This is a genomic window from Komagataeibacter xylinus (assembly GCF_009834365.1).
GTDB classification, from domain to species: domain Bacteria; phylum Pseudomonadota; class Alphaproteobacteria; order Acetobacterales; family Acetobacteraceae; genus Komagataeibacter; species Komagataeibacter xylinus_D.
On sequence record NZ_CP041348.1, the window covers coordinates 1944626 to 1964176 of the forward strand.

General features: G+C 63.1%; 16 protein-coding genes and 2 pseudogenes. 8 read left to right on the plus strand and 10 right to left on the minus strand.

Features of this window, described 5'->3' with window-relative positions; translation table 11 throughout:
* Positions 1-87: 87 nt before the first annotated feature.
* The 3 genes from FMA36_RS09275 to FMA36_RS09285 all read right to left on the minus strand — a co-directional run bounded on the left by FMA36_RS09275 (position 88) and on the right by FMA36_RS09285 (position 2610).
* Complete coding sequence (locus FMA36_RS09275; RefSeq protein ID WP_159262085.1) at positions 88-744, minus strand: TetR/AcrR family transcriptional regulator; 657 nt, start codon at positions 742-744, stop codon at positions 88-90.
* A gap of 174 nt (positions 745-918) precedes the next feature.
* Positions 919-1365 carry a hypothetical protein gene (locus FMA36_RS09280; protein WP_159262086.1) on the minus strand — a complete coding sequence of 149 codons (447 nt, stop codon included), beginning with the start codon at positions 1363-1365 and terminating at the stop codon, positions 919-921.
* Positions 1366-1686: 321 nt separating this feature from the next.
* The gene (locus FMA36_RS09285) at positions 1687-2610 is read right to left on the minus strand and encodes a ketopantoate reductase family protein (RefSeq protein ID WP_159263814.1); all 924 of its coding nucleotides are present in this window, start codon (positions 2608-2610) and stop codon (positions 1687-1689) included.
* A 261-nt stretch (positions 2611-2871) separates the two neighbouring features.
* Here FMA36_RS09285 and FMA36_RS09290 point away from each other — a divergent pair, with 261 nt between their 5' ends.
* The 3 genes from FMA36_RS09290 to FMA36_RS09300 all read left to right on the plus strand — a co-directional run bounded on the left by FMA36_RS09290 (position 2872) and on the right by FMA36_RS09300 (position 5353).
* A complete protein-coding gene (locus FMA36_RS09290; RefSeq protein ID WP_159262088.1) occupies positions 2872-3603 on the plus strand; it encodes an IclR family transcriptional regulator in 732 nt (243 codons plus the stop codon).
* An 86-nt stretch (positions 3604-3689) separates the two neighbouring features.
* Complete coding sequence (locus FMA36_RS09295) at positions 3690-4088, plus strand: GlcG/HbpS family heme-binding protein (RefSeq protein WP_159262089.1); 399 nt, start codon at positions 3690-3692, stop codon at positions 4086-4088.
* A gap of 32 nt (positions 4089-4120) precedes the next feature.
* Complete coding sequence (locus FMA36_RS09300) at positions 4121-5353, plus strand: MFS transporter (RefSeq protein ID WP_159262090.1); 1233 nt, start codon at positions 4121-4123, stop codon at positions 5351-5353.
* 4 nt (positions 5354-5357) lie between these two features.
* Here FMA36_RS09300 and FMA36_RS09305 read toward each other — a convergent pair whose 3' ends face one another.
* From FMA36_RS09305 to FMA36_RS09315, 3 genes and pseudogenes are all read right to left on the minus strand, one after another.
* On the minus strand, positions 5358-6269 hold the full coding sequence (locus FMA36_RS09305; protein ID WP_240906564.1) for a helix-turn-helix domain-containing protein: 912 nt from the start codon (positions 6267-6269) through the stop codon (positions 5358-5360).
* 190 nt (positions 6270-6459) lie between these two features.
* Positions 6460-7314 (minus strand): transporter, encoded by an 855-nt coding sequence (locus FMA36_RS09310; RefSeq protein WP_408885609.1) that lies wholly within the window; start codon positions 7312-7314, stop codon positions 6460-6462.
* Positions 7315-7417: 103 nt separating this feature from the next.
* A pseudogene (locus FMA36_RS09315) lies at positions 7418-7696 on the minus strand (membrane-bound PQQ-dependent dehydrogenase, glucose/quinate/shikimate family); the annotation flags it as partial.
* Positions 7697-7777: 81 nt separating this feature from the next.
* Here FMA36_RS09315 and FMA36_RS09320 point away from each other — a divergent pair.
* Positions 7778-8844, plus strand: a protein-coding gene (locus tag FMA36_RS09320; protein ID WP_110571345.1) for an IS630 family transposase whose coding sequence is annotated in 2 segments (ribosomal slippage) — positions 7778-8264 and positions 8264-8844 — 1068 coding nt in all. Because the reading frame shifts where the segments join, the coding sequence is not laid out codon by codon here.
* 2 nt (positions 8845-8846) lie between these two features.
* On the opposite strand, the pseudogene FMA36_RS09325 reads toward FMA36_RS09320, so the two are convergent.
* Positions 8847-11042 (minus strand): annotated as a pseudogene (locus FMA36_RS09325) (PQQ-binding-like beta-propeller repeat protein); the annotation flags it as partial.
* 477 nt (positions 11043-11519) lie between these two features.
* Between FMA36_RS09325 and FMA36_RS09330 the strand changes: the two are divergent.
* Positions 11520-12716 carry an MFS transporter gene (locus FMA36_RS09330; protein WP_159262093.1) on the plus strand — a complete coding sequence of 399 codons (1197 nt, stop codon included), beginning with the start codon at positions 11520-11522 and terminating at the stop codon, positions 12714-12716.
* Positions 12717-12727: 11 nt separating this feature from the next.
* Positions 12728-13351 carry a glutathione S-transferase gene (locus tag FMA36_RS09335; RefSeq protein ID WP_159262094.1) on the plus strand — a complete coding sequence of 208 codons (624 nt, stop codon included), beginning with the start codon at positions 12728-12730 and terminating at the stop codon, positions 13349-13351.
* A gap of 50 nt (positions 13352-13401) precedes the next feature.
* Here the strand turns inward: FMA36_RS09335 and FMA36_RS09340 are convergent, their stop codons facing one another.
* Positions 13402-14877 (minus strand): aminotransferase class V-fold PLP-dependent enzyme, encoded by a 1476-nt coding sequence (locus FMA36_RS09340; RefSeq protein WP_408885610.1) that lies wholly within the window; start codon positions 14875-14877, stop codon positions 13402-13404.
* 111 nt (positions 14878-14988) lie between these two features.
* Between FMA36_RS09340 and FMA36_RS09345 the strand changes: the two genes are divergently transcribed.
* Together FMA36_RS09345 and FMA36_RS09350 are read left to right on the plus strand one after the other, a co-directional pair.
* Positions 14989-15450, plus strand: coding sequence for an Lrp/AsnC family transcriptional regulator (locus tag FMA36_RS09345; protein ID WP_159262096.1), 462 nt, complete (start codon positions 14989-14991; stop codon positions 15448-15450).
* A 144-nt stretch (positions 15451-15594) separates the two neighbouring features.
* Entirely contained in the window at positions 15595-16602 is a 1008-nt protein-coding gene (locus FMA36_RS09350; protein ID WP_159263817.1) for an NAD-dependent epimerase, read from the plus strand.
* 6 nt (positions 16603-16608) lie between these two features.
* On the opposite strand, the gene FMA36_RS09355 is transcribed toward FMA36_RS09350, so the two are convergent.
* Both FMA36_RS09355 and FMA36_RS09360 read right to left on the minus strand, forming a co-directional pair.
* Positions 16609-17448, minus strand: coding sequence for a copper resistance protein B (locus FMA36_RS09355; protein ID WP_159262097.1), 840 nt, complete (start codon positions 17446-17448; stop codon positions 16609-16611).
* Entirely contained in the window at positions 17445-19505 is a 2061-nt protein-coding gene (locus FMA36_RS09360) for a copper resistance system multicopper oxidase (protein WP_159262098.1), read from the minus strand. Before FMA36_RS09360 ends, FMA36_RS09355 begins: the two co-directional genes overlap by 4 nt.
* Between the last annotated feature and the right edge of the window lie 46 nt (positions 19506-19551).

Below are 19551 nucleotides of genomic sequence, written 5' to 3' on the forward strand. Positions count from 1 at the left end.
ACCCCTATAAAAAACGATCTGTCGCGGTGTTTGAAAAGAATCAGGACAATGCCGCCTTCCCGAACAAAAAGGCCGCACCCCGAAACCTTATTTCTCCCGGATGCAGATGCCTGAAGTAAAGATCTGCCATGCGCGTTCAAAAAAGCGCGCGCGTGTCTGCGGATCATGCAGTTTGTTCAGGCGCAGCATGGTGTTCTGTAGCGGCCAGCCCAGGAACAGGCTGATCAGGATGCGGGTCGTCTCTTCATGGTCGGTGGAGTGGATGCGCCCGGCATCGGCCGCGGCCTTGATCAGACGGCTCAGCGTGGCCACGAAGGGCTCCGCGATGGTGTGCATCATGTCATCCACGACAGAAGCGATGCGGTGCCCGTCCGCAATGACAATGCGGTAGGCTTCAAGCGTTTCGGGCCGCAGCATGAAGTCAAGGAAGAACTGGCTGATTTCGCGCGTGGCAACCAGCGGGTCGGTAGAGGAAGCCTCGACCGCGCCTGCCGCCTCGAGCAGCAGCTTGCCCCGCGCCGCCACCACCGCGCGGAACAGGTCTTCCTTTGATGCGTAGCGTCGGTACAGGCTGGCCTTGCTGCACTCCGCCACGCGCGCGATCTGCTCCAGCGATGTGGCGGCGTAACCCTGCTTGATGAACAATGCCGTTGCAACTTCAAGAACATGCCGGTCGAGTTGCGCCGAGCCTTCAGGCGTCGGGCGTCCGCCCGTATGTGGCGGTCTTGATGATACGTCAGACATTCTTCGTCCCTTAACTCCAGTCATCAGTCAGTCACATTATGTCACGAAGCATAACATGATATGCGGGCCTGGTGTCATTCAGCCGTGCAATCCTGCCTGTTGCCATGGGGATGCCAGAATGGGGGCGCGTGTTCAAATGGTCATTGCAAATGGGTGGCGCCTCCGGGTTCCGGGCTACATGCCGCCCTTGAGGCGAAAGGTAAGCCGCGCGATCTGCCCGGACAGGAAAGCGCCCCGGGTATTTGCTACGAGATTGATGTCCACGCCCCGGCCATTTTCCATGACAAGACCAGCCGTGCCATGATGGATGGTGGCCGTGCCGCCCACGCTCCAGTACGTGCCATTGAAATCCTGCAGGCGGCCAAGGTTGCGCACGCAGCCCTGACCTGACAGCGCCATGCCACCCACGCTCAGCATGCCGCCGCCCCGTATGGTGAAGGGATAGGCGTGCGTGCCGTCATACAGCGTGCCCCGGCCCCAGACGTAACCAACCCCTGCCGCGATATGGCGCGCCGAGAGTTCGATCCGGGCATCGGTGGCCTCGCACGCGGCCTGCGCCGTGCCCTGAAAGGCCAGAAAGCTGGCGAGGGCCACAAGGCCTGTATGCCGGAAGTGGTTCATCACATGATCCAGTGAAAGGAGAGCAGGGGCATTCGTTTCCTTGAACGGAACGGTTCAGTTTCGTTTAATTGAGGGCAAAAGGCCCGTCAATGACAAAACAGCCCTACCCCGTCGCTTCCCTGTGCCGGGCCTGATAGTCCTTGAACGGCAGCAATATAATATTTTGGAATTATAAAATTTTTGGTGAAGCTTTTCCCAGGAAGCTTCGAAAGACGTCGCCTTTTTGAAAAAAAGGCGACACCCGGAAACTATTCTTTTTTTGATTGATGATTTGTTTTTAAACAGTCTCCTGCAGTTACATCATGGCATCCGGCTTCAGTTTTACCGGGTGTCACGGCGCAGTTCATAAGCGCGCAGGTTCAGGTCCGTCAGGTCGAGGATGGGAGTGGCAATGCCATGGGCACGCGCGCGGGCGACAAGATCGCCAATAATCTGCTGTGCTTCAACCGGCGCGCCCTGCGAGAGGTCACGGAACATGGAAGATGTCAGCGTGGAGTCCGGTTGCGTCAGTCTTTTGGTAATGGCGTTGATGGTATCAGGCGCGAGGGGATAGCCGACGGCTGCGGCAGTCGTGGTGCATTCCTTGATCGTGGCATGCACGAAATCGGTGCCACCGGGCAGGCGGGCCACCTCGCCCACGCTTGCGCGCATGAGGCAGCATAGCGTGCCCAGCGAGGCCAGGAGCGTCCATTTGTTCCACATATCCTGCAAGATGTGCGGCGAGGGCACCGTCTCGAACCCCGGCGCGCTCAGGGCATCGGTCATGGCATTGGCGTCCTGCCCCGCCACCAGCGGGCCGAATACCAGTCGGGGGGTAACGCCAGCCTGATGGATGCGGCCTTCGCCGTCGAGACTGCTGACAATGAAGCAGGTGCCCCCCATGACCGCCTCGCGGCCAAAGCGGCTGGCCAGCACATCAAGGTGCCGCATGCCATTGAGCAGCGGTATGATGCGCGTCTGCGGGCCGATGGCAGGCGCCATGTCCACCATCGCGGCGGCAAGGGAATAGGCTTTTACGCTCAGGATGACGATGTCGTAGGGGTGGATGATCTGATCCGCCGTGATCATGTGCGGGGGCAGCGTGGCATCACCCAGCGGGCTGACAAGGCACAGCCCTGTTGCGCTGAGTTGCGCCTGCCGCCGTGGGCGCACGAGAAATGTCACGTCATGGCCTGCTGCCGCCAGGCGCGCGCCAAAATACCCCCCCACGGCCCCGGCGCCGACAACAAGGATCTTTGGAGTCATCATGGTGTTTCCCGCCTGTATCCGGTCATGCATTGCGGCGTGACTGTGATCCCGTCTGCCTCGCACGGTCAAGCCAGCCTGCGTGCGGAGCGCTTGACGCCGCGCGCTTCACGGCCATGCGCGTCCTGTCCATGCGGCACGGACCGCGGCATGGGGCAGGGACGTTGTGCCGCTCCCCCTTGTGGCCGGTTATTTTTCAGGTAAGGGCATGGTCCGGGCCTGTCCGGTCATGCCGTGCCGGAGGGTATGCAGGAGGGTGACATGGCCAGCGTGCCAAAACGGATCCAGTCCATCGTGCGCGCCGCCGCCATTCTGGAAATCATGGCGCAGGCAGGTGGCAGCGCGCGGCTTGGCGAGATCGCTGCCAGGGCGGGCATGGAAAAAACCACCGCCCATAACATTCTCCAGACCCTCGACCACCTTGGTTACGTGCAGCGCCGTCCGGGCGACATGCGCTACCATCTGGGCGGGCGCATTCTCAACCTGTCGCGCATCATGGGCGATGACCATGGCCTGCGTGCGCGCATGCGCCCCACGCTTGAAGCCATTGCGCGGCACAGCGGGGCAACCGTGCACCTGGGCGTGCCCAGCGGGGATGAAGCCGTTTATCTGGACCGGGTGGACCCGCACGCCCCCGAGGATTCTGCCACGGCCGCGCAGCGGCGCGAAACCATCGAGGGGTCGGCGGTGGGGCTGGTGTTCCTGGCCTTTGTGCCCGGCATGGGCCAGCGCGTGCTCAGCACCCGCGCCCATGCGCTTGACGGGGGCGTGCGCGACCAGATCGAGGCCGTGCGCCTTAAGGGTTACGCGCTTGACCTTGAAAGCTACCGCCCCGGCCAGAACGCGGTGGCCGTGCCGTGGCGCGAGCACGGCGAGGTCCGGGCCGCCATTGCCCTGACCGGCTCCTGCGCCGACCTGCCACGCCCGCGTCTGGTGCGGCTGGCATGGATGATGATGACGCATGTGGCGCGCGCCACGGTTCAGCAATGTTGAACAAATCGGGATTTTGGTAATTGGTGCGTTACGCCCGCACTGGGCAAGGCTAGGCTGCGCTTTTTATGCAAGCCGTGGAAGCCGACATGAAACTGACCGATGCAATGACCATGATGGAGGCCGCCCTGGCCGAGGCGCGAAAGCGCGGGTTTGGCGTGTGCATTTCCATCGTTGATGCTGCCGCCTGGCCCTTGGTCTTTACCCGCATGGATGGCGTGCCGCTGGGCCTGATCGATGTTGCAACCAAAAAGGCGCGCACGGCGGCCCTGTTCCATATGGACAGCGCCGATCTGGCCACGATCGCCCGCCCCGATGGCGCGGCCTACACGCTGGAAAACACCAATGGCGGCCTGACCAGTTTTGGCGGTGGTCTCGTGCTCAGGGGCGCGCATGGCAGCGTGGTCGGCGCGATTGGCGTCTCTGGCGCGCCTACGGAAGATGATATCGCGATCGCCCGCATCGCCGCCAACACGCTCGGGGCCTGAGCGCCTCCTTTATCTGACCTGGACCTGCCATCATGACCCAGACCGCACCCCCCGCAGGCGGGGTCGCCCCCATTGCGGCGCCCCATGGCGCGAAAGCTGCTTTCTTTATCCTCACCTTCGGCACGTTCGTGGTCGGCACGGGTGAGTTCGCCATCATGGGCATGCTGCCCGAATTCGCCTCCTCGCTCGGGCTGTCCGCCTCTGATGCGGGGCATGCCATCACGGCCTATGCGCTGGGTGTTGTGGTGGGCGCGCCGCTCATCACCATCCTTGGCGCGCGCCTGTCGCGGCGCGAGCTGCTGCTGATCCTGTTTGTCCTGTTCTGCTGTGCCAACCTGCTCAGCGTGGCCATGCCCACGCCGGGGCTGGTGGAAGTGGCCCGCTTCATCACCGGCCTGCCGCATGGCGCGCTGATCGGCATCTCGGCGCTTGTCGGGGCCTCTATGGTGGAGCGTGCGCGGCGTGGCTGGGCCGTGGGGCGCATCCTGTCGGGCATTGCCATTTCCACCCTGGTGGGTGCGCCGTTCTCAACGTTTGCCGCCGATCATTTTGGCTGGCGCATCGCCTATCTCATCATCGCGGCACTGGGGCTGCTGACGGTGGCAGGCATCTGGCGCTATATCCCCGCCGATCCGCCCAACCGCAAGAACTCCCCGCTCAAGGAAATCCGTGCGCTGGCCAATACGCAGGTGCTTCTGACGCTGGTCACGGCGTCGATCGGCTTTGGCGGCATGTTCGCAATCTACACCTACCTGACCAGCGTGCTGCTCAACGTGACGCATGTGCCTGAATGGCGCATCATGATCTACATGATCGTGTGCGGCGCGGGCATGCTGATCGGCGCGAATGTGGGCGCGTGGATCGTGGACCGCAACCTCGACCGCGCCGCCCTGCTGGCGCTGGCAGGCAGTGCCATGGTCATGCTGGCCTTTCCGTTTGTGCTGCATAATGAGCCGGCTCTCATGCTCGATGTGCTGCTCGTGCCCGCCTTCGTCAATGCGCTGGGCCCGGCATTGCAGACCCGGCTGATGGATTTCGCGGGTGATGCGCAGACGCTTGCCGCCTCGCTCAACCATTCGGCCTTCAACATTGCCAATGCGCTTGGCGCGTCACTGGGCAGCGCCCTGCTGGCGCGGCAGTTCGGTTATGGCGCGTTGGGCGTTGGCGGGGCGGTGCTGTCAGCCGGTGGGCTGGTGGTCTATGTGCTGGCCATGGCCCTGCTCAGGCGTAGCGGGCAGACGGAGGTGCGGGGCGATATCGAGTGAGCGCCTAGCGCATGCCCAGCGCCTTCATCTTGCGGTAGAGCGTGGCCCGGCCAATGCCAAGATGCCGGGCTGTGGCCGTAACATTGCCATGCGCGAGTGCGAGCGCCGAGCGGATGACATTTTCTTCCGCCTTGCGAAAGCTCACCCGATCCTCCACCTCAAGGCGGTGCAGCAGGTTGGGGTGGGTGCGGATCATGTCATCCGTCCAGCCGGTCAGGCTGCGGGCGGCATGGGTGGCCCCGGTCACTTCGCCCTCGGCATTGATGGCGACAAGCGGGGCCGAGCATCCTTCGGCCAGGCCCAGCGTCAGCACCCGTGCACCTTCATGGTATTCACGAAAGAGCTGCTCCTCGATCCGGCGGCCTGATTGCAAAAGGGTGTCGAGCACGAGCGGAGCAAGCCTGCGCGAGGTATCGCCATTGAAGGCGGCAAGGTTGATCGCGCCTGCAACCTGACCATGCGCGTTGAAGACCGGCACGGCATAGCTTGCCAGCAGCGAGAAGCAGAAGCGCCAGTGCTCGCCTTCACCCAGAAAGATGGGACAGCCATCCTGCACCGCCGTGCCAATGCCGTTGGTGCCCGCCATGCGTTCGCTCCAGACAGCACCTTCGCGCAGGGCAAGCCTGCGGCACAGGCCCATATGGGCTTCGTCTATGTTGCGGGCGAGGATGGTGGCATCAGGATCAGCGAGCAGCACCATGAAGTCGAGCCCCTGCACAAGGCTGAACAGGCGCTGCATTTCCGGCATGGCGATACGGAGCAGGCTGGCGGAGCGGGTGCTGACATGCCGCAGTTCTGCGCCTGAAAGCACATCGGCCTGCCACCCCTGCGCGGGGTCGAGATTATAGGATGCAACGCAGCGCTGCCACGACTTGGCGACTTCTGTTGCGCCAGCAGGGCGCAGTGTCTGGCCCATGAGGGGCGGCCGGGCGGGGTTATGGCAATGCGGTTTCATTTCTCCCTGCCTCTGAATGTCGGTCTGCTTGCGGCATGGCTGCCGTAATGGCCTGTCTGGTTATAATTGTATATATTTATCGCCAGTCATTCCACATGACATAAAATGAACGCCGGGCGCCAGCCAGCCTGCCTGCGCCAGATGGGACACGCTACCACAGATAAACGACTTTCACGTAATAGGCATTACTCTCGGGTATGTTCCGCCCATCAACAGAATGCGAGTAGCGTGTTGTAAAGGAAAAATGCTTTGAAATATTGAGCATGGCACCCGCGCCCAGCGTTATTTCACGGCTGTCCGAATTATCCATGTACTGGCTTGCGGTCCGGTCGTAGGTGCCTTTCACGTTCTGCCAGTCCAGCGCGAAGAAGGGCTCGAACAGTTTTGTCGCCTTCCAGCTGAAACGCAGGTTGGTATAGAACACCACGCCGGGCGAATAGGTATGGCCGCCCTTGACGTGCTTGGCCGCACCCGCCACCGTGCCGGCATCGCCATCAAAGCTGAAATGCTTCCATTCATAATCGAAAATGAAGCTCGAGATGTTCGACCAGTAATTGGGCGAGGTCGCATCACGCGTGCCCACGGCCGTCTGCATGAAGGTCTGGATGCCGAACGTGCTGTGCTTGTTGGGTTTGAACCACGCGGCAGGCCCTACGATGGTGGGGCCGAGGCCGCCGTAATTCGTGCCATCCGCCAGGCTGTAGCTCTCGGTCTGGATCAGCTCGAAGGCGAAGCCCACGTGGGGAATGGCGTCAAAACTGCGGAAATGGACATATTTGGTCATGCCCGACCACGTGTGGCTGCCACCTTCTGGCTTGCGCTGCCCCAGGCTGTTGTAGGAATGGCCCGCCGCATTGCCATCGCCATACTGCACCAGCACGTTGAAGGGCTTGAAGTCGACGGGCAGGTCATATTCGTGGGGGCCGATGATCCCGAGGGTGACGTCTGCGCCGTGGGCCTTTGGCGTAAGGAACAGTATGGCCGAAGGAAGGGTAAGGCGCAGCATGGCATGGAGCCATGCCGATCTTTGGGGCAGACACATGGGAGGGGCTTCCCTGATGAAAAGCAGGTATCCGGCATAGACCGGATACCTGCACGGTTATTGTTTTTTATTGGGCTGCAGTGCCAGCCTGCGCACCATCGAGCGTATAGGCGATGATGTAATCGCCGCTCCGGGTGCCCAGGCCACCATGGCCGCCAGCCGCAATCAGGACATACTGTTTGCCACCGACCTCATACGACATGGGGGTTGCCTGGCCGCCTGCGGGCAGGCGGTCGGTCCAGAGCACGTTGCCGGTCGCGAGATCGAAGGCACGCAGGTAATCATCCGCCGTGGCCCCCATGAAGACAACGCCACCCTTGGTCACAATATTGCCACCGACGTTATACCAAGGGCTACTGTCTCTGACTCATCTGTGAAGTGACGCGAAGGGCCTGTTCTGATTCTGTCGTGAGAGGGAGGATCGGGAATGGCTGGTGCGATTGCCTTACGGACGGATTATACGGCTTCTGCGTTACGGCGTCTGGCCTCTCGTACGCGGGATGCGAATGTTGCACGGCGCCTTTTGTCTCTGGCTGCGGTGCGCGACGGTGCCAGCCGGGGCGAAGCGGCGCGGATCGGCGGGATGGACCGGCAAACCCTGCGGGACTGGGTGCACCGGTTCAATGCTGCGGGGCCGGATGGCTTGCACGATCAGTGGCGCAACGGGTCGGTCTGCCGCCTGACAGCGGACCAACTGGCAGAATTATCGGCGCTGGTCACGACAGGGCCTGACCGTGCCCGGGACGGCGTGGTGCGCTGGCGTCGGGTCGATCTTCAGCGGGTCATCGAAGAGCGTTTTGGCGTCTCCTATCACGAACGCCATGTCTCCGCCCTGTTGAAGCGGCTTGGGTTCAGCCACGTCAGCGCGCGTCCGCGTCACCCCGGACAGGATCCGTCCGTCATGGACGCGTTTAAAAAAACTTCCCCACGATCCTGAGCGCCCACACCGGGCATCTGCCCAGAGGCAGGCGGATTGAACTCTGGTGGCAGGACGAGGCCCGCATCGGGCAGAAAAACGGTCTTGTCCGGCAATGGGCGCGGCGTGGCACCCGACCACGCCAGCCTGCCGATCAACGCTATGAGAATGCCTGGCTGTTCGGCGCCATCTGCCCCGCACTCGGCAAGGCGGCAGGCCTGGTGTTGCCGTTTACCGGCACGGCCAGCATGCAACTGCATATCGAGGAAATCTCACGCTGCGTCGCACGCGGAGCGCATGCCGTCGTCCTGCTCGATCGTGCCGGCTGGCATACGACACCCAAACTCAGACTGCCGCGCAACGTCAGCCTGATCTTCCTGCCGTCCCGCGCGCCCGAACTGAACCCGGTCGAGAATATCTGGCAGTTCCTACGCGCCAACTGGCTGTCCAACACCGTGTTCAGCGGCATCGAACACATCATCGAAGCCGCATGCACCGCATGGAACAACCTCACCGCCCTGCCACAGACCATCCGATCCATCGGCCTCAGAAAATGGGCTCATATAGGTCAAAGGTGATAGCCCGTAGTATTATACATGCCGGTCGGCAGGGGGATGTTGTTGTGGGTGCGGAACGGACCCGTATCGCGCGTGGTGCCAACAGGGTGCTGCCACACGATCTTCTTGGTCACGAGGTCGATCGCGCTCAGCGTGCCCCAGACCGGGCCCTTGCACGGAATCTGCAGCGGGTTCAGCCACGGGTTGGTCAGCGCGATGTAAGGCGTGCCGTAATCAGGCGAGACGGAAAGCGCATCGCCCTTGGCGGCAGGTTCCTCGCCCTGGCCGTTCCACTTGGGCAGCGTGCCGTTGCCTTCCAGCTTCTGGCGGTGGTCGAGCTTGATGCGGAAGGGCAGGTAGCTCGCATTGGCCAGCATAATCTTGCGCTGCGGGTCGATGGTGATGCCCTGCCAGTCAACCACGCCATAGAAGGCGGGGTAGACGACCGTGGTCTGGCCCACATGCGGCGGCGTGAACTGCCCCTCATAGGCGGACTGGCGGTACTCGATGCGGCACAGCATCTGGTCGAGCAGGGTTGCACCCCACATGTCGCTTTCCTTCAGGTTCGGCGGCGTAAGGCTGGGCATGGCCGCCGGGAAGGGCTGCGTGGGGGAGGCATGGTCGTCAGGTGCAACACCTGCGGTCGGCACGGGGCGTTCTTCCACCGGGTAGCCGGGCACGGTCTCGCCGGTGCGGCGGTCGAGCACGAAGAACTCGCCGCGCTTGGTGCTCTGCACCAGGGCGGGGATGGTCTCGCCATTGGGGCCGGGCAGGTCGACCATCGACGGGCCGGAGGGGATGTCCATGTCCCACAGGTCGTGGTGCACGGTCTGGTAGGTCCAGCGGCGTTCGCCGGTTACGATATCAAGCGCGATGGTGGCCGAGGAGGTCGCATCATCAAACGGGCGGCGCGTGCCACCCCAGTTATCGGGCGGGGAGTTGCCGGTGGGAATGTAGACCATGCCGAGGTTGAGGTCGGCGGTGTACACGCCCCAGGCATTGGGGGTGTCGCGGGTCAGGACTTCGTCGGGGTTGGGCTTCCAGGTTTCGGGGTTGTGGCCCGCATCCCATGCCCAGGCCAGCGCGCCGGTTGTCGCGTCAAAGCCACGGATGGCGCCGGACGGCTCGAAATTGGCCTGGTTGTCAAACACCCAGCCACCCGTAATCAGGCGGTTCTTGGCCACCAGCGGCGGCGAAGTGACGAAGTGGAAGCCATGCGGCACGTGGCCGAGATATTCACGCAGGGAAATGAAGCCGTGATCGCCAAAATCATCGCACGGCTTGCCGGTTTCGGCATCAAGCGCCACCATGCGCACATCCGCCACGGGGGAGTAGATGCGGGTGCGGCAGCTTGTCTGGATCTCGTCGGGGATGCGGTAATACGACACGCCACGGCAGGCGAGATAGACGTTCTTGGCAAGGTCGGCGGTGTCGGGGTGGGGGTCGAACTTCCACTTCACCTTGCCGGTTGCAGCGTCCATCGCAATCACCCAGCTATGGGGCGTGCACATGTACAGCGTGTTGTCGATCTTGATGGGCGTGACCTCAAGGTTGAACTCATGGCCCTGGTCGGGACCGGCCACGGTGCCTTCGCCCGCCTGCTGCACGTCACCCGTGCGGGTCATCCATGCGCGCTTGAGCTTGCCCACGTTGGCAGGCGTGATCTGCCCCAGCGGGGAATAGCGGTCGCCGCCCGCGGTGCGGCCATAGGCCTGCCAGTCGCCATCGGGCATGTTCTCGGCTGCTGATTCCGGCTGGCCCTGCGCTGCCATGCGCTCAGCCGGGACCGTGCCATCAATGGAATACGACGAGAAGCAGCTGATGAGCAGCACAAGGCACGACACGCCAACTGCGCCGAGCAGCGCCTTCTTGTCAGCCAGCCAGCTTTCGCTCACGCGCCACACCTGCGGCAGCAGCAGCCAGACGCCAATGCCCACCAGCGTCATCAGCCGGACCTCGAGGCCCCAGATGTTGAAGCCGGTCTCGACCAGTGCCCAGATGGTGGCAACCACCAGCAGGGCGGCATACAGGCTGCTCGCCAGCCTGGGCTGCTTCAGCCCCAGAACTGCGGCGGCCAGCAGGACGCAGCCTGTCAGCACATAGAACCAGGAGCCACCCAGCAGGAGAAGCTGGGCGCCGCCAAAGAATAGAAAAAGCCCGATCAGGGCCAGCAAGACGGAGGTTATGATGGATAACAACCTCTTGGTGGTTTCTCGCATGCCGCGTTTCTTTCCGTAGTTTTCCAAAGCTGTGCTACGTGCGTAGGTATTGGGTTGCCTATTGCGCCCAGCCAGAACCTGCTGTTCAGCATGAGGGGGGCGCAAAATGCCATGCCCTACCACGCGGGCTTCACGCAGCTGTGTCCGGGCATGGGGCAACTGTCTCATAATCGAGACGGGTTTCTTGCCGTATTGTCATGATTAAGCCCGAAAGCCGTGTGGGGCGTCTGGGTCCGTTATGGTCGGGTTGAGCGTGGCGGGGCAGGGGCAGCCGGGTTTTGCCGGGCGGTATCCGGGCCCTGGCGCATGGCCTGTTGCAGCGCTTATCGGTTCAATAGACGTTATGCAGGTTTTTCTATGAACCGGAGGTCTGTACTGCCTTGGCATAATAGACACTTCCACTACAGTGCGGGAAGTGCCAGAACGCCCACAAGTGAAGCGACATGATGTTGTGTCGTTATATTTCTGCAGGCAATCATGCTTTTCAAAACCCTCCCGGCTGAAGCCGTTATCGGTCTTTGCGCCCTGTTTGCATGTACTTTCACGGCCCTGACAACCGAGGTGGCGCCTGTCGGCATCCTGATCGACATGGCCCGCGGCTTTCATATCCCCGAAGGCGAAGCCGGGCTGGCCGTCAGTGCCTTTGCCCTGATGGTGGCGGTGTGCGCCGTGCCGCTGACCATCATGACCGCGCATATCGACCGCAAGCGCCTCGTGCTGGTGTCGCTGCTGGGCTATGTGGTGTCAAACCTGGTGGTGGCGGCAGCGCCCACCTTTGTCATTCTGTGCGCAGGCCGGCTGATTGGTGGCATTGCGCACGCGCTGCTCATGTCCATCGCATCGGCCTATGCTGCACGGCTGGTGCCAGCCAAAATGACCGGGCGGGCCATTTCATTCGTTTATGGCGGCACATCGCTTGGCGCGGTGCTGGGCGTGCCGGGGGCGGCGGCCATCGGGCATCTGGCGGGCTGGCGGATGGCGATGTACGTGATGACGGGCCTGTCGGTTATCCTGACATTGTGCATCGCCTTCTTCCTGCCGCCGGTCACAACACCGGTGCAGGTCAGGAACGGGCTGCCCTCGGCCGGGCCGAGCCGGGCCATGCGGATTTTTCTGGTCGTGATCGCGGTCAATGCCATCCTCTTCTTTGCCCATAACCTGCTTTATACCTATGTCACCCCGCTGCTGCTCGATCACGGGCTGGCGACGGGCGACCTGAGCATTGCCCTGCTGCTGACCGGCAGCGTCAGCATCGTGGGTCTGTGGGGGGCAGGGCAGTTTGTCGACACCCGACCGGCAACGGGCCTGCTGGGTGGGGGCGGCGCCATGCTGATCGGCATGGGGCTGATGTACGGGCACATCCTCTCGGGCTGGGCGGCGGTGGTGCCGGTCGGTCTGTGGTGTATGGGGTATTCGGCGGTCATTCCCTGCGTCATGTCGGGCGCGATCCGTGCGCGGGCCACGCGGCCTGACGTGGCCGGGGCCGGGATCAATGCCGCGAGCAATGTGGGCATTCTCATGGGGTCTGCCGTGGGCGGGCAGGTTCTGACGGCTGCGGGTTTTGGCGTGCTCACGCCCATGGCCATCATCACGGTGGTGGTGGGGCTGGTCGTGGCCATGACCAACCCCCGCGCCTTTCCCCACAGCCTGACCGATACGGATCATGAGGAATAAGGGCAGGCGCGATGACACGGCCCGTGCTGTACAGTTTCCGTCGCTGCCCGTATGCCATGCGGGCGCGGCTGGCGCTGCTGGCAAGTGAAACGCCCTGCGTTCTGCGCGAGGTCAGGCTGGCAGCCAAGCCTGCCGCCATGCTGCGGGCATCACCCAAGGGCACGGTGCCGGTGCTGGTCCTGCCCGATGGCCGGGTAATGGCCGAAAGCCTGGAAATCATGGACTGGGCGCTGGCCCGCCACGACCCGCAGCACTGGCTGCCCGGCACGCGGCGCGACCTGATCGCGCGCAATGACGGGCCGTTCAAATATCATCTCGACCGCTACAAATACGCGACCCGCTACCAGTCAGATGCGCTGCGGCACCGGGCGGAAGCCCTGCACATTCTGCACGAGCTTGAAGCGGTGCTGCACTCAGGCCCGTTTCTGCACGGTGCGCGGCCTGGCATGACGGATGCCGCCATCGCGCCCTTTGTGCGCCAGTTCGTGGCGACCGATCCGGACTGGTTTGCCACGTGTCCCTTGCCGTGCGTGCAAGGGTGGCTGGAGGCGTTTGTGACCACGCCGCTGTTCGGGCGGGTCATGGAGCGCGTGGCCCCGTGGCGAGAAGGCGATGCGCCGGTTTTATTGGGGTAAGGAACGCCGCCTTTTTGCAAAAAGGCAGCACCCCGGAACTCTTATTCTTTTCAAGCTATAGCTTCGGTCTGCGGCATTGTTGCCGCGCGGAAGCGGGCGGTTTCGGGGTCGCACACATAGGCCTGCGCCAGAGGGGCGGGGTTGCGGGCGAGTTCATCGACCGAGCGGATGATGAAGTCCGCCTTGGCATCATCCATCAGGGCGCAGAAGTTCAGCCGCGTCCAGCCCGGCTTGCGGATCTCCTCACCGTTGAGAATGGCGTGGCGCAGGGTGTTCGACAGGGGCTCATCAATATCAAGCAGGTTATGCGCATAGGGCCCCGCGCAGGCGCAACCGCCACGGGCCTGAATGCCATACCCATCGGACAGCATGCGCGTGAAAAGCTGCTGGTGCACCATCTCGCCAGCCTCGGCCCCATGCACGCGGAAGGAGAAGATGGGTAGCGCATGCCGCGCTTGTGCATTGCCCACGATCTCGATATGCGGGTTGTGTCGCCAGACCTGCTCGGCGCGGCTGCGCAGGGCATGGTGGCGGGCATCGAGCCAGTCCTGCCCCATCGCGTCCTTGACCATGAAGGTCAGGGCTGCGCGGATATCACCAATGACATTAGGGGTACCCGCTTCCTCGCGGCTTTCGAGGCTGGTGGAATAATCATGCCCCCACGGCGAGACGAACCGCACCGTGCCGCCGCCGGTAAAGACCGGGCGCGTGCGCGACACGGCGGCATCGCGCACGATCATGATGCCCGATGCCGCAGGCCCGCCTACGAATTTATGCGCCGAAAGCACCACCGCATCCTTCTCATACGGTGTGCCCGCCCGCATGTTGATGGGCAGGTAAGGCCCGCCACCGGCGTAATCCCACACCGCCAGCGCGCCATGGCTTTTGAGTATTTTTGTCACCGCATCCACATCGGTGATGATGCCCGTCACGTTCGAGGCGGCCGAGAAGGCCCCGATACGCAGGCGCGTGGGGTCGGTGGCGGCAAGGGCGCGGTCAAGCTGTTCAAGGTTCGGGCCGCCTTCCGGGGCTTCGCCAATGGTGATGACCTCCGCCCCGCTCTCGCGCCAGGGCAGGATGTTGGAGTGATGCTCATACGGCCCGATGAACAGCACGGGGCGGCCTCCTGCTTCCGCCGCCTCGGGCACGCCAAGCAGGTGCACCAGCCGGTTGAGCCCCGCCGTGGCTCCCGCGCCGCAGAACACGGTGGAAAACCCTGCCCCCGCGCCGCACAGATGGGCGATCTGCGCCCGCGCGGCGTGGCGCATGCGGGTCATGTACCCACCGCAGAACGAGGCCTCGGTATGGGAATTGGCGTAATAGGGCAGTACGCGCGTGAGCACGAATTCCTCGATCTGCTTCAGCGCCCGGCCCGAGGCGACATAATCGGCATAAACCAGGGGTTTGACACCAAACGGGCCGGGAACGGGCGCGCCTTCCCCGATCAGGCCGGCACGCAGGCCCTCATGCCCGCCTGCCCGCAGGCTGGCTGCAAAATCCGAAAAAGACGTGTCATCCATCTGCATGGCCTGATTCCCCCCCAAAGCGCGTTGCAGAAAGATTTTAATCGGCTTTTGGGCAATATGTTTCCCTATTTCATGCTACCCATGCAGAAAAATGGTGTCATATGATCGGTTATGAGCGAAAAAATGGATCATTTTGATCGTGCCATATTGCGCGCCCTGCAAAAGGATGCGGGCCTGTCGCAGCGCGAACTCGCCGAGCAGGTCGGCTTGTCACAGAATGCCTGCTGGCGGCGGCTCAACGCCCTGCGCGCACGCGGTCTTGCAGGCGAGCGCACCCTGCGGCTTGACCCGGCAAGACTGGGGCTGGGGCTTACGGTTTTTGTCATGATCCGCACGCGCAGCCATTCGCGTGAGTGGCTGGAGCGGTTTCACAAGGCTGTCAATGACATCCCCAATGTGATCGATTTCTATCGCATTGCGGGCGATTACGATTACATGCTCAAGATCATCACCCGGGACATGGCCTCGTTTGACGATATATACCGCACCCTGATCAACCGGGTCGACCTTGACACGGTCACATCCTATATCGCCATGGAGGCGATCGCAGCCAACCGTGACCTGCCAATCTGAAGCCGGGCAGGGCATGGCGCAGGAGCGGCGCATGTGTTTATGCACCGGGTGCGTCCCGATAACAGGACTCACCAATCCCGTCCTGTCACGCTAAGACCGCACACAATGGCCTGGGCAGGTGGCTGCGGGTTTGTGGAGTTCATGATGCGTATTCTTGTTACCGGCACCGCCGGGTTCATCGGTTTCCATATGGCCCGGCGCCTGCTGCGCGAAGGCCACGCGGTGACCGGCATCGATGGCATGACCCCCTATTATGATGTTACGCTCAAGCATGCGCGCCATGCCCTGCTGCGAGGGGAGGCGGGTTTCACCTGCAATGAATTCATGCTTGAGGATGCGCAGGCCCTGCATAACGCCTTCGAGCAGTGCAGGCCGGAGCTGGTCATTCACCTCGCAGCCCAGGCAGGGGTGCGCTACGGGATGGAAAATCCGGGTTCGTATGTCAGCGCCAACATCGTGGGCACCTATAACGTGCTCGAGCAGGTCCGGCGCTGTGCCACGCCCCACCTCATGATTGCCTCGACATCATCCGTCTATGGCGCCAATGCCGCCATTCCCTTTGCCGAGGACCAGCGCTGCGACCATCCGCTCAGCCTGTATGCCGCCACCAAGAAGGCGACCGAGGACCTGGCCCATTCCTATGCCCATCTGTGGAACCTGCCCATAACGGCCTTCCGCTTTTTTACGGTGTACGGGCCGTGGGGGCGGCCTGACATGGCGCTGTTCAAATTCACCGCCAACACGCTCGCGGGCCGCCCGATCGACGTTTACAACAATGGCGATATGGAGCGGGACTTTACCTATATCGACGATATCGTCGAGGCGATCCACCGTCTGGTAGATCGCCCCGCGCCCGCACCGGGGGAAAGCGACTGCGGCGCCAGCCCCGTGGCCCCTTACCGGGTGATCAATATCGGCAATGGCGAGCCGGTCCCCCTCATGGCATTCATCAAGGCGATCGAAACCGCGCTGGGGCGCGCATGCGTGTGCAATTACCTGCCCATGCAACCCGGTGACGTGCCGCGCACCTGGGCGGACTGCACGGCATTGCAGGAACTGACCGGCTTTCGTCCCACCACCTCCGTGCAGGCGGGGGTGAATGCCTTCGTGGCCTGGTACCGTGAGTATTACGGCGTGCCTGCTGGCGCCTGAGCCGGCTCAGAACCAGCTCCGCACGCCAAAGGTAAGACGCAGCGCCCCGCTCTCGCCCTGCTGGTCATGCACGATGCGGCGGGCCTGTGTCAGATACCCCGCATAGGATACGGCAACATAAGGCGCGAATTTGCGCCAGACCTCGTAGCGCAGGCGCAGCCCCGCATCGACATCCGAAAGCCCCGCCCCTACCTGCCGCGCCGGGTCGGATTTTGTATAGAGATTGAACTCCGCCTGGGGCTGTAAAATCAGCCGGTTGGTGAGCAGGAAATCGTATGATCCCTCGATACGGGAAGCGAAGCGCCCCCGGTCGCTGACATAGGCGGTGGCCTGGAACTCGAACTGGTACAGCGCCAGCCCCTGCACGCCCAGCGCGCCCCATGTGCGCGTGGGGCCATCATCAATATCGGCGCGGACACCCGCCTGCACATTCCAGTATGGCGAGACCGCGCGGCTGTACAGCAACTCATGGTCGCCATCATGCAGGCGGCCATGCTCGAGCGTGCCTTCCGACTTGAGCCACAGCCGGTTGTAGTCGCCACCGTACCAGGCTTCGCCATCCCAGCGGAAATCCGTGCCGCCGGGCGCGTAACGCCCCTCAAGCTGATCGAGAATGCCATGGAAATAGCGGCCCTGGTCCATGACCGGCTTCATGCCGCCCACATAGGCCACGGGGGCGTTGGTGGGGGCATCGGCAGCATGATAGACGGGCCTTGGCAGAGATTTGCGTGGGGCTGTTGTTGCAGTTTTTCGGGCCGTGGTTGTGGTCTGGCTCTGACTACAGGCCTGCGCGGGCGGGGCGGCGGCGGGCAGCAGCAGGGCTGCAAGAAGGAGCACGCGCCTCATTCCACGATCACCGTGCGGAACATGCCCGTTTCCATATGCAGCATGAGGTGACAGTGATAGGCCCACAGGCCCGGTGCATCCGCCGTGACGAGGTAGCTCAGCTTCGAGCCGGGCTGCGAGATGAGGGTATGCTTGTAGGGACGATAGGCACCCTGTCCGTTCTCGAGTTCGCTCCACATTCCATGCAGGTGGATGGGGTGTTCCATCATCGTGTCGTTGATGAGGGTGAAGCGCACGCGTTCGTTGCGTCTGAGCCGGATCGGCCCTGATTCGGAAAACTTGCGCCCGTTGAAGCCCCAGATATAGCGCTCCATGTTGCCGGTGAGGTGCATGATGATCTCACGCGTGGGAGGCCTTGGGTCGCTTCCCGGCCGGGTGGCGCGCAGTTGCCTGTAGTTCAGCACGCGGCGGCCATTATGCTCCAGCCCATCGCCGGGGCTGCCCAGGCGGTCGGTCGGCATGCGCGCGATATTCTGGTTTTCCACGTTCAGGGGCGGGGGGCCGGGGTCATCCACTTCCAGCACGGGCATCGTTCCGGGGGCGGGCGCGTCATGATCCATAGCCCCGGGCCTGTGCATGCGGCCAGCCGGCTGGTGGTGCACGGGTTCATCCACGCGGTGTTCAGACATGGGCATGGCGTGTCCGTGCCCGGCTGGCTGCATGTCCGCCATGTCCATGCCAGCCATCGCGCCCTCTTCGTGGCGTGGCGTGGGGGTGTCGTGCCTGTGTGGTGTCTGTTGCGGGGTGGTTGGCTGCATGCCGCCCATGGGGTGCTGCGGCGCATGACCCGTCATATCCATGCCATCCATCGTGCCGCCTTCATGATGCGGCATGAGGTGGCTGTGGCTGTGCGATGCCGACATGTCGTGCCCGTGCTCCGGCATTGCCATGCCGTTCATGCTTTCGCCGGGTTTCATGTCGTCCATGCCCATATCGACCATGGTGCGCACGGGGCGCGGGTCCATGGGTGGAATGGGGCCGCTCATACCCGGTTGCGGAGCCAGCGTGCCCCGGGCGTAGCCGGTGCGGTCCTCGCTCTGGGCAAAGATGGTGTAGGCGCGGGCCTCCCTTGGCTGCACGATCACGTCATAGGTCTCGGCCACGCCAATACGGAACTCATCTACCGGCACAGGCTCGACCGCGTTGCCATCGGCGGCCACCACCAGCATTTCCAGCCCCGGTATGCGGATATCGAAAAAGGTCATCGAGGCACCATTGATGAAGCGCAGCCGCACCCGCTCGCCGGGGCTGAAAAGGGCGTTCCAGTTCATGTCAGGTGCATGGCCGTTGAGCAGGTAGGTATAGATCACGCCCGTTACGTCAGCGATATCGGTTGCCGCCATGCGCATGCGCGACCAGGCCAGCCGGTCCTTCAGCGCGGCCAGCGTGCTGCCCGCCTCCCTGGCCTCGCGCGGGAGGGAGGCCAGCGTGCGCTGGCGAAAGACATAGTAGTCATCCTGCATCTTGAGGTTGCTCAGCATGTCCATGGGCGAGACATCGCTCCATTCCGACAGCAGGATGACGTAATCACGCGCGCAGGGCTGCGGGTCGGGCACGGGTGGGTCAATGACGATCGCGCCATACAGCCCCTGCGCCTCCTGCATGCCGGAATGGCTGTGGTACCAGTACGTGCCGCTCTGGGTGACGGGAAAACGGTAGGTAAAGGTCTCGCCGGGCGGAATGCCGGCAAAGCTCAGCCCCGGCACGCCATCCATGGCGGCGGGCAGGCGCAGGCCGTGCCAGTGGATGGAGGTGTCTTCATCCGCCAGCGTGTTGGTGACGTTAATGCTCACCGTATCCCCCTGCCGCCAGCGCAGGATGGGGCCGGGCACATCTTCGCCGATGCAGGGCGCGTGCAGCACCTTGCGGTCAATTTCAATACGGGTGCGGCCTACGCGCAGGTCCCACCGCGCGCGGGCAGTGGGGGGCACTTGGCCTGCGGCGGGCGTGTGGGCCTGCAGCGGGCGGGGCAGGGCGGCCATAAGTCCCCCTGCGCCCAGCCCCGTTACAAAACGGCGGCGGCTCAGGCCGCCCCGGTTACGAGACGGAATCAACATGAGAAAAATCCGACAAAGAAACAGGTCAGTCAGCTCCCGCCCCGCG